This is a genomic window from Paenibacillus jepli (assembly GCF_047238105.1).
Classification (GTDB): domain Bacteria; phylum Bacillota; class Bacilli; order Paenibacillales; family Paenibacillaceae; genus Paenibacillus_D.
Genome location: NZ_JBDFMD010000001.1, coordinates 3,793,966 through 3,807,525, shown reverse-complemented (window position 1 = coordinate 3,807,525; position 13,560 = coordinate 3,793,966). Strand labels below are relative to the sequence as shown.

Sequence of the window (13,560 nt, the reverse complement as noted above, 5' to 3'; positions counted from 1 at the left end):
GCCTCTTCTTTCATGCGGGCCTGCGCTTGCGCAGCAGGAGCAGCAGACCGGTCAGAGCTACCACGATCAGCGCCCCGGCAGCCAGTACGATATTGCGCAGATCAGGCACATGCACCGTCAGCTCGATCGGCGTCGGCCGGTCCAGCGGCAGCTTCCAGATCAAGGTGTTGCCTTCGATCCGGTCGGCGTTATTGTCGCCGTACAGCTTGTACGGGAAGGTCACCCGGATGTCCAGGTCGACCTGGCGGAGCAGCAGCTTGACCATCGGCGCAGGAAGCAGACTGCCTGCCAGCAGCGCAGCATCAGACATCTGACGGTCGAGATCGAGCCGGCCCTGGATATCATACGTCGTGAAGAGCAGCCTGTCCTTGGCCGTCACGTCCAGCATCGGCTCCCGCTGATCCGTATCCAGCCATCCCAGATCCTCGCGCATTGCCTCGAAGGAGGTATAGTGACGGGATATCCGATAGACGGCGGCGGAGTCTGCAGACTCCGCCTCAAGCGCCAGACCGCGCTCGGCCAACGTCTGCTGCAGCCGCTCCAGTGCCCGGTCGCCCAGCAGGCCCTGGACACGCTCGCTGATCGCCATCTCGCCCTGGAGATCGATGCTTCCATCCTTGTGAATGACGATATGGCCCGTCCCCTGGGCACACCCTGCGGTGAAGATCAGCAGCGTGATCAGGCAGCCGAGTCTCAGCCATCTGGCTCTCATCGCTTCGCTCCTCTTCTGCTTTATTGCGGCGTATCCGGCGGCCGCTTGCCCCGTTTGAGCTCCGCAATGCTGTAGCCAAAGTCCATCTGCAGATGCGGATAGTCCTTGAAGCCTTCCCAGTCGCCGCCCCAGGTAAAGCCCAGCTCCTTGGCGATCGCTACGACCTCCATCCAGTCGGACTGACCGTTGCCGTTGCCGTCGTGCTCCAGATCCCAGAGCACGCGGCCATCCTGCGTGCGCAGGGCAAAGTCGATCGCCAGACCGTAGTTATGATAGGAGCCGCCGCCCTGTACATGAGTGACGATCTGCCCTTCCTCGCTGCGGCCCTGACGGTACAGCGCATCCTGTTCCTCTACACTGCGGTGCCCGTCTGTGATGAGGATCTCGATGCCGATCTGCTCCGTGCGGGCGATCAGCTCCTGCTTTTTCTGCTCGACGACCGGATGCAGCCCCGTCACGGGGGGCGGCGGTTCGATATGGACGACCTCCGGCAGCGTCCGCTCCAGCATCTGACTTTCTTCGAGATACAGATAGAGCAGGACAATCGCCAGCAGATAGAATAAAAACCGTCCGAACCGGCTCTTCTTGCGGCGCGGCGCCCGGCTCTGGGGCCGCCGGACCGGCTGTCGGTGCCGGGCAGGGACGGTAGGTTGTCTCATAGACTTGTAGACATCGTTAGTTTCATTCGTATAAGTGCGCATAGTTATATTATAAAGAATCTCGCAGCATCTTGCACTGGCCCCGGGTCGGGGCATCGCCCCGCTACAGGTCGGGCCAGCCTGCTATCAGGCCTCGTCGCCCTGGTAGTCCTCGACGATCACTTCGAGCTCGCCGGTCTCCGGGTGAATGATCAGTCCGTGCACCCGGACATCCTTCGGCATCAGCGGATGATTACGGATCATTCTGACGCTGTGCATCACACCTTCTTCCGGGCTCTTGAAGCCGCGCAGGAACTTGTCCAGACGGATGCCAGAGTTCTCCAGCGTCTGAACGGCCAGCTCCGGGATGCCGCGCTCGGCGAACTTGGACATCAGCCCTTTGGTATCGAGGTTGGTCATGCCGCAGCCGTGGTGGCCGATGACCAGAATATCCTGGATACCCATCTCATAGACAGCCACCAGCAGGGAGCGCATCGCACTGCCGAACGGCTGGGTCAGAATGGCGCCGGCATTTTTAATGATCTTGGCGTCGCCGTTGCGCATGTTGAGCGCCTTGGGCAGCAGCTCGACCAGCCGGGTATCCATACAAGTGAGGATCGCCATCTTTTTTGTGGGCAGCTTATCCGTCAAGTAGGATTCATACTGTTTTTCATCGACAAACGTACGGTTATATTCCATCAAATTATGGATAAGGGACATCGGCTTCTCTCCTTGTATGTGCATAATTTTCTTATCAGTATACCATGTCCGTCACATCTCGTCGTCCTTAGTGAGACGGCACCCGATGCGATGGCGCATCGACGATGACACGGCGGATGAACAGAGCCATAATCAAGCCGCACACCGTTACCGCCAGCGAGAACAACAGCGCATGCTGCGTACCGACTGTTGTCGCTTGCAGCACTGTTGCCGGATCGGTCGGGTCCGCTGCTCCTGCCAGCTGGCGGGCAACCCCGTTGGAGAGGATGCTGACAGCTACCGCTGTACCTATGGCGCCAGCCACCTGCTGCAGGGTGTTCATAACGGCCGTGCCATCCGGATAGAGCTCGGGCGGCAGCTGATTGAGGCCGTTGGTCTGGGACGGCATCCACACCATGGAGATGCCGACCATGATGCTGGAATGGAGCACGATGATGAGTGCGATCGGGGTCTCGGGCGTGATTCCCGAGAGGAACCACATCGCCGCCGAGACGATGATCAGTCCCGGGATCACCAGTCCCCTTGGGCCGAAGCGGTCGAACAGGCGGCCCATCACTGGCGAGAGCAGACCGTTCATCAGACCGCCCGGCAGCAGCATCAGACCGGCGGACAATGCCGAGAGCATCATCGCCCCCTGAAGATACAACGGCAGGATCAGCATCGACGAGAGAATGATCATCATACAGAATAATACCATCATCAATCCGATGACAAACATCGGATAGCGGAATACGCGCAGGTTGATCATCGGCTGAACCGTGCTCAGCTGTCGCAAGGTGAACAGCAGCAGCGCCAGGAAGCCGATAGCCATCGCTCCGATAACGAGCGGACTGCTCCAGCCCCCGCCGCCCTCACCGGCGCTGCTGAAGCCGAAGACGATGCCGCCGAAGCCGATGGAAGAGAGCACGATCGACATGATGTCAATATGCGGCTTGGTAATCGTCGTTACATTCTGCATAAAGCGCATGCCGAAGACCAGGGCGATCAGCAGAAACGGCAGAGACAGCCAGAAGATCCAGTGCCAGTCGAGTTTTTCGATAAGGAGACCGGCCACTGTCGGGCCGATTGCCGGCGCGAACATAATGACCAGACCGATCACGCCCATCGCCGCCCCCCGCTTCTCGATCGGGAAGATGATTAGAATGGTATTGAACATCAGCGGCAGCAGCAGTCCGGTGCCTGCCGCCTGCAGGACACGGGCCACCATCAGTACCGCAAAGCTTGGCGCCAGCGCGGCAATCAGCGTACCCACGATCGAGAACGCAAGGGAAGCCATGAACAGCTGCCTGGTCGTGAACCACTGCAGCAGCAGGCCCGATACAGGGACCAGGATGCCGAGCGTCAGCAGGTACCCCGTAGTCAACCACTGGGCCGTGGCTTTAGTAATATCAAAGACGGTCGTGAGCTCGTGAATGGCAATATTAAGGGCCGTCTCACTGAACAATCCGATGAAACCGCTGATGAGCAGCGAGATCATAATGGGCAGGACGCGAATGTCCTTTTGCTGCGGCGTTGTATAACGGTTAGGCACAGCTGCTTCCATGATTCATATCCTCCAATAACTATCTACTGCTTGTCAGGCAATTAGAAGCGCAGAATGACTTGCAAAGAAGTCAATTATATGGTATGTAAGCGTTTAGTGTCAACGCGAAAAAGTTAACACGGCCGGGCTCGCTCAAGCTGGAGAAATACGCTCGATTAAGATGTCCAGTGTAGCGCCTATTTCGAACCAAAACCTACCCGGAGCAGGCCTAACAGATGCTAACAGCGGCGCACCATTATAAGCTGATCTATATGTGAAACATACGCATATAATCCAAGGTGAAACGGCTATCGCCGTCCTCTGGCGGCGTCGCTAGTTTCATTCCGGAGAAATATAAGCCAAGTAGATGTGTAAAACATATACTTTCTTATATTTTAACAAAGCCCCGGCGCGCGCCAGGGCTTTGTTCTTTGCCTATCATGCATTCAACCGATGCTGTCATTCTCATAGAATGTGATGCGGTTGCCGAACGGATCCAGCACTGTGACCTCCCGGCTGTCCCATGGCGTGCTCTCGATTCCGGGGCGTGAGAACAAATAGTTTTTGCCCAGCAGCTCTGCGTGCAGCCGCTCAATCCCGTCCACCTCGATCCGGACCGCCGCTCCCGGACTGCAGTCCCCGTAATGCTCGGTCAGATGGATCGTGCAGCCCTCCAGCGAGATCTGCATGTACACGGGTTGTCCGTCTGAAGCCCCCTGTTCCCAATCCAGCTTGAAGCCCAGATAATCAAGGTAAAACGACTTGGCCTTGTCGACGTCGAATATGCGGAACAACGGTATGATGCCATGGTATACAGCCATTACAATCATCCTCTCCATGTAATGTGGGGGCGGACTACGTCTGATACTTCTCCTTATAGACGCGATAGGTCTCGGACACCAGTTCGTCCCGGTAGGCTGCCGGACGCTCGGCGATCATCCGGTAGAGCCGCATGAAGCGGTCCCGGGGCAGCTTGTGGGCGTAGCGCATGAGCAGATGCGGGTAGAGCTTGACGTACCGGGAGCGGCGGACAGCCGCCCCGGCGATGAGCGTCAGGATCTCCTCGCCGCCCTCCATCCGGCGGAACTCCGCCTCATAGACCATCACATAACGGAACGTCTTCTCCTTGATCAGCTCGCGTCGCAGCCGGGCAATCTCGCCAATATAGGCGGCCAGGTCGACATTGAAGTGATCCATCAACAGCGGCTCCAGCATCAGATCCATGTCCTTGCGCAGGATAAATGTCTGCAGCAGCAGCACCTGCTCCATCTTGATCGGATCGGTCCGCATCAGGTAGCCGATCTCCCGCAGCATCTCGTAGGTCCGGGGCTTGTCTCCGCTGCGGAACACCTCGATCGCATCCTTCCGGTCCTCCAGCAGCCCGTGCAGGATGCGGTCGGCCTCGCGTTCGAACAGCTGGGACAAGCGCCGCAGCTCCTGCTGCGGCAGCATCCGGCGCTGTACGCGCCACAGCACCGCCAGCGCCAGGATCCCGCCGCCGAGCGACAGCGCCAGCAGCGGCACGTCTTCTCCGGCGAAGTAGACCGCCACCGCGGACAGCACCATCACTACCAGTCGCTCGAACCACATCGACAGCCTCGCGCGAGCCGCCGCTTCCTGCTCTACCGGGACCAGCTTATCCTTGTGGCACGATGGACACTCGTCCTCCTGCAATACTGTGTACGTGCCGCAGCGCCTGCAGCGGCTGAGCTTCTCATAGATGTATTCCGGGCGCTCAAACGGCTTGAGCAGCACCGGCTGTTTGGCCGTCATCGGGGATCCCGCCTATCCTGCTTCAGAATGGCGAACAGCGTCTGCTCCAGCTCGCGAGGCTCGGGCGTTCGCTTGGCGTGCCCATAGTACAACGCAATGCGTATGCTTGCAAAAAGAAACACAATCCCCATACATACGTATGTAACCATAAGCGGGCGCCTCCTTCGCTTGGACTTTGGTCTAGGATTTCCTCTAGGATGTGAAATATCTACAATCATCAGTTATACTCTATAGTATATCACTACTTGGAAGTCTGGTGGAAACTGCCGGAGCGTTCCGCTTAATCTACCCAAAGGAGTAAACCTATGCTATTACGTATACGCGCAACTTCCCTATACATGCTGCTCGCTCTGACCCTGCTGTTCGCCATGGCGTCGCCCGCTTACGCCTCGCCTGCGGGTACGCAGGCGACAGCGAGCGCCAAGATGGATGCCGTGCTGGTGCTCGATGTGAGCAAATCGATGAACAGCAGCGACCCCGACAATCTCGGCAGCGAAGCGATGAAGATGTTTATCGACATGCTGTCGGTCCAGGGCGATCGCGTCGGGATCGTCGCCTTCACCGATCGGATCGAACGGGAGAAAGCGATGCTGTCGATCCAGACGCAAGCCGATAAGGATACACTCAAATCATTCATCGATCAGCTCGACCGGGGCACCTACACGGATACCTCGGTCGGCTTGACCGCAGCCATGCAGCAGCTGCGCGATGGCGCCGACCCGGACCATGAGCCGCTCATCATCCTGTTCACCGACGGCAACAACGACTACGACCCGAGCACCGGACGGACGGCTGCCGACTCCGACCAGGAGAAGGCAGCCGCGCTGCAGCAGGCACAGGACCACGGGATTCCCGTGTATGCGATCGGACTCAACGCCAATGGCGCGCTGAACAGCGATGTGCTTGCCGAGATCTCGGAGCAGACGGGCGGCAAGTCGTTCGCTACCGATACCGCCGATGATCTGCCGCGCATCCTGAGCGAGATCTTCGCCAGTCATCAGGAGCTCAATATCGTACCCGTGGATTCTTTTACGGCTGACGGCAACGTGCGGGACATCCCGATACAAGTTCCCAACGCCAATGTGCTGGAGGCCAACATCTCTGTCATGTCGTCCCAGCCCGTAGAGGCGCGGCTGCTTGATCCGGGAGGCGCCGAGGTGGCCATCCCGTCGGACGAGGTGCTGCTCACCCGCTCCTCCAGCTACTCCCTGATCAAGCTGCTCCGGCCCGCCGAGGGCGAGTGGACGCTGCAGATCAAGGGCGTGCCGCAGGACCGGATCGATATCAACCTGATCTTCACCTATGATCTCGAGCTCGCCATCGACCCGCCGGCGCAGACCAATTACGCGCCCGGGGATGAGGTGACGATCACCGCCTCCCTCGTCAGCGGCGGCCAGCCGCTGCAGGATGCAGGCCAATATAGCAACATGACCGCCGTCATGTACGTCAAAGATATAGACACCGGACAGACCGAAGAGGCAGCGATGACAGCCAGCGGCCCTCATTTCGAGGGCGTGTACACCCTTCCCGAGGCGCATGATTATGAGATTGTCGTGCGTGCCGAGGAAGCAAGCTTCTACCGCGAGAGCCCGCCGGTCACGATCAGCGCCAAGGCAGGGGCTGCCGGGGAGACGCCGCCGCCGCTGGCTGGCGAGGAGGACAAGCCGTTCCCCGTGGTACCGCTCATTTTGGGCATACTCGGGGCAGCGATAGCAGGGGCAGCCATCTTCTTCTTGGCGAGATACCTCAAGCAGGCGAACCGCGGCTTCGTCGGCCAGCTCGTGCTGGAGATCCGCGACGAGAACACCGGCGATAAGTCGCACCCGCAGTACAAGAAGCTGAATCTGTTCAAAGGCAAGTTCCATCTCCACCAGCTGCTGCAGCTGGCGCCGGAGCTCAAGGAAACCGAACGCATCGTCTTCCGTCCGGGCAGCAACGACCGGCTCGTGCTGCAGAACGGCTCAGGCAGCACCATCGAGCGCTCCGGCCGCGCCGTCGACGCCGCCAAAGGCGTCGAGCTCAAGAATGGCGACCGCGTCACGGTCGTTTTAAGCCAGACAGACAAGACAATCAGCATTGAATATATTGTTTGAAGCAAGTAATTTAAATAAGTGTTCAAAAAGATCGGTTTTCAGCACCGAGAAGGTTGGAGGCAGGATGAGATGAGGAGCGGAGCGTAGCCAAAGCTACGTGAGCACCTCAGGGTTTCCAAAGGAAACCGGCATCGGAAGCATACGCTAAGATCATCATGCATTCAAGATTCGATGTCGAATCCGCTTCTCTGAAATGACTTCGTGATCAAAAGCGGACTTTTTGAACCACCACTAGGGGGTAAACCTATGAAACCAGTCGTTAGAGAGCACATCCAGCAATTGGACGTCTCGCTCGGCGGAGGCATCGTCAGTGAGAAGATCCGCGTCGATACGATCGACAATCCCATCCTGATCATCGGTCTGGGCGGGACGGGCATCGATGCCCTGCTCAGACTCAAATACCAGATCAACCGCCGCTTCAAGCTGCCGGAGGACCCGGTGTCCCGCCGCAAGATGGAGAAGCCCGACAACGTCGAGTTTCTCGCATTCGAGACCAATGAGCAGGACCGCAACAAACGCTACAAAGGGATCGGTCTCGACCCGATCAATGAATTCGTGCTGCTCTCCAACGCCGAAGTCGGCGGCCTGCTGCAAAACCGCAGCATCCTCGAGCCCTACATCACCGATTGGCTGTCGCCCGAGCTGAGCATCACTGATGGGATGAACGGTGCCGCCGGCGTGCGTCAGGCCGGACGTCTGCTGCTGTTCACCAAGATCAACCAGGTCGTGCAGAGCATCGACAAGAAGATCAAGACGCTTTCGGTCGGCACCAACAAGAAACTGATGGTGTTCCTGCTGACGGGTCTGTCCGGCGGCACCGGCAGCGGCTGCTTCCTGGACATCTCCTACATCGTGCGCGGCATCATCGAGCGCGATCACGGCTCGGCCGGCATCGACCGGGTCAACACGCTGGGTTATTTGTTCACGCCAGATATCAATCTGTCCAACAAGAGCTTAAGCGAACATACCCGCGAGTACATCAAGAAAAATGGCTACGCCGCGCTCAAGGAGCTCGACTACTGGATGAACGTGGACAGCCGGGGCGATCGTTTCCGTCAACAGTATGGCAACATTCTGACGGTCAACTCCCCGCTGCCGCCTTTTAACCTGTGTCATCTGATCTCGGCGACCAATGCGGAAGGCAAGCTGCTGGAGAACGCCTATGATTACTGCATGAACGTAACGGCCGAGAACATCACCAACTTCATGGCCAGCGAAGAAAAGCAATCCGGCGAAGAGTTCGCCATCCATGACTATATCAGCAACATCCGGACCAATATCGCACAGATGAACAAGCTGTATCCGGCCAACTACGACTACAACATCATCGGCGCCTCGTCCGCCGTTCTGCCGATCGAAGAGATGACGACGTACCTGGCCTATCGTCTGTTCGACAAAATGGACAAGATGTTCGACAAGGCGCCAAGCCAGGAAGAAGTGGAGAAGTTTGCCCGCAAGCTCGGCATCGACCTTGACTCAGTCATCAAAGCATTCGAATCGCGCGTCCCGGACCCGCTGCCCGGATTTGAGAACAGCGAGCGGCTCAGCTACAACAACGTCATCAAGATGCAGTCGGTCAGCATGGACACCGAGCTCGAGATGACCTTCCTGACGCGCGCCCGCGAGGAGTATATCAAGTCCAAGAAACAGATGCCCGGCGAGATCGTCGGTCAATTCACCGATCAGATCCGCCGCAGCTTCCTGCATCCCGAGCAAGGGCCGTTCTACGTCTCCCGCCTGCTCTACACGGAGAAAGGCTTCTGTATCCTGAAAATGCTGCTCTCTTACATTGAGACGCTCAAAGAGAACCTGACGCGTATTCCCCGGGAAATCGAGGAGGCGCAGGATCAGGCGGACGAGCGGATGGGCGACGCCAAGAGCGCTTTTGTATCCAAGGACAAAAAGAAAAACAGCTATATCGAGGCCAAAATTCACGAGTACTGGCTGCGGGCGGATATCGAGCGCAACGAGCAGATGATCGAGTTCTATGAGGACCTCTACCAGCTGCTGAACCAGGAGAATAACCGCATCTATAATGTGTTCACAGAGACGCTCAATGTACTCAACGGCATCTTTTCCAAAAACAGCGAGCTGCTGACCGGCGGCGAGGAACAAGTCGATCACAAGGGCAACAAGACGTACTACTGGAATCTGGTAAGCGTGCCGGATATCTCGGAGATGATCACCCGGATGATGGACAAGCGCGACGGCGACGACTTGATCCGCGATTTCACCCAAGCCTTGCTGGATCACTCCGACCTGTGGCTCAAAGAGCAGGAGATCGACATCATCGGCTCTATCTCGGCTTTCCTGACGGACAAGTTCGGCGATCTGATCACCCAGTCGATGGAAGAGTTCCTCGTACTGAAATACGGCAACGATGAGTCGATCGAGAAATTCGTCGAGCGCCACATCGCCAGCAAGCTGGATGAGGAAGCGATCCCGGTCTTCCATCTGAGCAACAGCTCGGGCAATCTGCATGTGCCGTCCTGGGGCTTCGTCTCCGTGCCGGTGAAGGCGCCGAGCATCCTGAAGGGGATCCGCAACTACCAGAACAATGCGCTGGGCAAATCCCACTTCACGATCAAGGAAAGCGAAGTGAAGAACCGCATCTTCTGGCTCAATACGCGCAACGGCGTGCCGCTGTTCGTCTATACGCCGCTCAAGGTGTACGAGGAAAGCTACGAGCGGACGATCCTGGACAAGGAAGGCATCGGCCGCCATCTCGTGCAGACGGACAAGGTCAATTGGACTTACCTGCCTTCGCCGATTCCCGAGAAATCGTGGGGCGACACGTATGCCAACCCGCGGGTCAAGGCATACAATGCTCGGGTGCGCGACGAGTTCGACAAGGCCATGGGTTACGGCATCATCATCCCCAAGGATGTTGATAACACAACGAGCAGCCGGTATACGGTGCGGATGACCAAGTACTTCGATCTGGCCGCCATGCTGGAGGAGTATCAGCTTCAACTGGGCGCAGCCAAGCCGAATCTCGGCGAAGTGAAACGGGCCTACCGCGAGCTGCGCCGCCTGCAGACCGACGGTCTGGAATCGGAGTCGACCAAGGACATTTTCGGCAGCTACAACGAAGAGCTGGCCAAGGAGAACCTGATCCGCTCGCCGGAGCTGCTGCGCCGGGTGCGCGAGGAGCTGGCCAAGTACGAGTCGATCGAGCGCAAGGCGGCCGAGCTGGAGCAGGTGCTCGCCCAGCATGAGGACGAGGACAAATGGTACGACCAGTATATCGAAGCCCTCTACACCGGCACCATCCATAAGAAAGGCGCGCTCTACGTCTATGACCGCGACCCCGAGGAGGAAGCCTGGAGCCCGTTTGCCAATCTGGTGAAGAGCGGCAGCTATGTGGAGTATGAGATCTTCGACAACTTCCGCAAGCTGGACGACCGCAGCCGCAGCACGCTGCTGCGCAAAAGCTCCCGCCGGGTGAACGATATGACGTCTGCGGAGGATACCACCCCGCTTCTGGAGAAGCTGGATGCACTATTCAACAGCTTCCTGGAAGCCCGCGAACGGCTGGAATACGAGAAGCTGGAGCTCGCCGGCGGCGAGGAGCTCTATCAGTTCTATAAGAATATGACGACCAAGCTCCACGAGATCCGCAGGAAGCTGAAGTAATGACTCGGGAGATGCTACAGTCGTACGCCGCCGAGTATGAGGCCGCGCAGCGCAAGCTGAGCGGCCGGCAGGACGATCAGAGCAGCATTCACTACCCTACCGTCTTCCTGTTCATCGGGGATGCGGCAGAGGATGCTGTCGCCCCGATGATGCAGGCCAACAGCGTCCGCTGGGACAACCATGCGGGCGTCATCTATTATCAGATCGCCAGCCGCGGCGAGGAGACGTCGGTGTTGCCGCCCGCAGACGCCACCGCCCAGGCGCTCCCGGAGTCAGGCGGCTCCCGGGAGACTGCCGCCGGCAGGATGCGCACCGTGCTGGACGGTCTGGCGGATGTCGCTGCAGGCGACAAGAAAAAGGTGCGCCAGGCGATCTGGCAGGCCTTTCGCGAGAACAGCCGCTGTCTGCAGCAGCTGAACCGGGCGCTCCGCCAGATCAGCGACCGGATCGCCGACTACGGCAGACTGTACCACTCCTTTGACCGGCTCCACATGGCAGTTGTCACACGCGTCGACGATCCGATGAATGTGCTGGTGCCGGAGATTACGCTGCTGGCCCGGACGATCTTCCAGCAGCTGTTCAAGTCGGTGCAATTGGATCTGTACACCTTGATCCAGGAGCAGGATCAGGATGACGGCTACGGCTATGCTGGTGCTGCCGGGATCGGCTTCTTGCGCGAGCTGACAGGCATGCAACAGCCCGATTATCGCCTGACCGCGGAGCTGCTGGTGACCGGGGACGGACTGTCGATCCCCGTCTCGCACGGTCCTGCTCCCCTCTTCGATCTCGTCTACGTGCTCTCCGACCGCGATGAGCGCGGACTAAGCATCCCCGGTGGTCTGGAGGACAACGCGGCGCTGATCGGGACGATCCTGCTGCTGAAGAACCGCAAGCGTCGGCAGGACGACGAGGGTGGCGGAGGACCGGCAACCGACGACTACAACAACGCGTCCTTCCGCAGCAGCCTGAAGGCCGACTCCGGCAGGCAGGGTTATGTGTCCGCCGGTCTGGCGGCCGTCCGCCGTCCCAATCACGCCATCGCACTGGCGGTGCTGTATCACAGCACACGCGAGCTGCGCCGCCGGCTGGAGGCCGATCCCGGGCTCAGCGATCAGGAGATCCTCGCAGTGTTCGGGCTGGACGAACCGGCGATGACTGCCCGGATGACAGGCCTGCTGCCCGATCCGGCACGCCTGGAGGATATGAACGGCATGCTGACACATGCCGTCTCGTTCGAGCAGCTGCGCCGCATGACACTGGCCGAAGCCGAGAACGCGCTGCTCGGTGAGGGCGGCGAACGGTTCTTCCGCAGCCAGTTCGCGGACGTGATGCAGGAGCGGCTCGCCGAGCTGCGCGTCGAAGTCGAGCTGCGGCAGGCATTGACCCGGGGTGCGGATCGCTTCCCCGGCGTCAGCTTCCCGCAGCTGGCCGCGTGGACGCAGGAGCAGCCCGAACCCGGCGAGGCGATCCGGCTGCTGCAGGCGCGCAGCCGCGAGCTGACGACCGCGATCCAGGTCGCCGAGCAGGAGCTGGAGCAGACGCTGAGCCTGCGGGTGGACGAGCTCAAGTTCCAGCGGCTGCCGCTGCTCGGCAAGCACAATACCCGGGCGTTCCTGCGGGTCTTCTTCGAGCTGGTCTACGGTCAGAAGTGGGACCTGCTGCAGCTGCACCTCGAACGCGAGCTGTGCCGGCGTTTTGCCGTCGCGCTGGCCCGTCTCCATCCTTCGGCGCAGCGCAAGGCTGCGCGGCTGGCGGAGCTGGAGGAGTCGATCCGCCAGGAAGCGCTGGCCAGCATCAGACGGACCGACGATTATACCGGCCAGAATATCCTGGCCTACTACGAGCGGGTGACAGCGGAGATCTTCCTAGAGCTCGAGGAACGCCGGGGACCGGGCTTCCTCCAGGATCCCAGAGCGATCGGCAATGCAGATGAGCTGCTGGAGGACGGGACCCGCCCGCTTGCGGAGCGGCTGATCGCCTTCTGCCGGGAGCAGATCCTGCCTGCAGAGCCTTTTGCCCTCTCCTTCGAGGAAGAGCTGCTGCGCCGTGCCAACGTTTCTGTCGACTACAGCAACCGCGAGGCGCTCTCGCGCGAGGATCTGTTCCTGCGTCTGTACCGTACGCTTCAGGAGCAGGCGATGATCCGCATCCGGCTGCTCGATTATACGCATGAGCACCGCCATGAAGAGAGCTACCTGTTCGGCGACGGCGAGAGCGCTTTTGTCCGCTATGCGCTGGGCGCAGATGCCTCGTCGCGGCTGCACAAGCTCGGCGTCGTTCACGAGAGGCGCAGCAGCAGCGTCGACAAGCTGAGCCTGATGGGCGGCTTCCATCTGGAGGATCTGATCTACTATCGCAACAACAAAGTGTATTATGAGACGTATCTGCGGAGCGGGTACCTGATCCACGGCCAGGATCCCGAGACGCTCCCGGAGCTGCTCTAGCCCGGACGCGAAAGGAGATTGT

At 59.3% G+C, this 13,560-nt stretch carries 10 protein-coding genes; 3 read left to right on the top strand and 7 right to left on the bottom strand.

Annotated elements, in window-relative coordinates:
• Positions 1–10: 10 nt before the first annotated feature.
• From ABC336_RS16680 to ABC336_RS16650, 7 genes are all read right to left on the bottom strand, one after another.
• Positions 11–712, bottom strand: a complete 702-nt coding sequence (locus tag ABC336_RS16680; RefSeq protein ID WP_413239703.1) for a hypothetical protein — start codon at positions 710–712, stop codon at positions 11–13.
• Between the two features lie 20 nt (positions 713–732).
• Positions 733–1,371, bottom strand: coding sequence for a M15 family metallopeptidase (locus ABC336_RS16675; protein WP_413239702.1), 639 nt, complete (start codon positions 1,369–1,371; stop codon positions 733–735).
• Positions 1,372–1,497: 126 nt separating this feature from the next.
• Positions 1,498–2,070 carry a beta-class carbonic anhydrase gene (locus ABC336_RS16670; protein ID WP_413239701.1) on the bottom strand — a complete coding sequence of 191 codons (573 nt, stop codon included), beginning with the start codon at positions 2,068–2,070 and terminating at the stop codon, positions 1,498–1,500.
• A 67-nt stretch (positions 2,071–2,137) separates the two neighbouring features.
• Entirely contained in the window at positions 2,138–3,613 is a 1,476-nt protein-coding gene (locus ABC336_RS16665; RefSeq protein ID WP_413239700.1) for a DHA2 family efflux MFS transporter permease subunit, read from the bottom strand.
• A gap of 425 nt (positions 3,614–4,038) precedes the next feature.
• Entirely contained in the window at positions 4,039–4,413 is a 375-nt protein-coding gene (locus ABC336_RS16660; RefSeq protein WP_413239699.1) for a glyoxalase superfamily protein, read from the bottom strand.
• Positions 4,414–4,447: 34 nt separating this feature from the next.
• A complete protein-coding gene (locus tag ABC336_RS16655) occupies positions 4,448–5,365 on the bottom strand; it encodes a hypothetical protein (RefSeq protein WP_413239698.1) in 918 nt (305 codons plus the stop codon).
• The gene (locus ABC336_RS16650) at positions 5,362–5,514 is read right to left on the bottom strand and encodes a hypothetical protein (RefSeq protein ID WP_413239697.1); all 153 of its coding nucleotides are present in this window, start codon (positions 5,512–5,514) and stop codon (positions 5,362–5,364) included. Before ABC336_RS16650 ends, ABC336_RS16655 begins: the two co-directional genes overlap by 4 nt.
• A gap of 156 nt (positions 5,515–5,670) precedes the next feature.
• Between ABC336_RS16650 and ABC336_RS16645 the strand changes: the two genes are divergently transcribed.
• From ABC336_RS16645 to ABC336_RS16635, 3 genes are all read left to right on the top strand, one after another.
• Positions 5,671–7,458 carry a vWA domain-containing protein gene (locus ABC336_RS16645; protein WP_413239696.1) on the top strand — a complete coding sequence of 596 codons (1,788 nt, stop codon included), beginning with the start codon at positions 5,671–5,673 and terminating at the stop codon, positions 7,456–7,458.
• A gap of 246 nt (positions 7,459–7,704) precedes the next feature.
• On the top strand, positions 7,705–11,094 hold the full coding sequence (locus ABC336_RS16640) for a tubulin-like doman-containing protein (RefSeq protein WP_413239695.1): 3,390 nt from the start codon (positions 7,705–7,707) through the stop codon (positions 11,092–11,094).
• On the top strand, positions 11,094–13,538 hold the full coding sequence (locus ABC336_RS16635) for a transcription initiation factor TFIID (protein WP_413239694.1): 2,445 nt from the start codon (positions 11,094–11,096) through the stop codon (positions 13,536–13,538). The genes ABC336_RS16640 and ABC336_RS16635 overlap by 1 nt, the downstream gene beginning before the upstream one ends.
• Positions 13,539–13,560 lie beyond the last annotated feature (22 nt).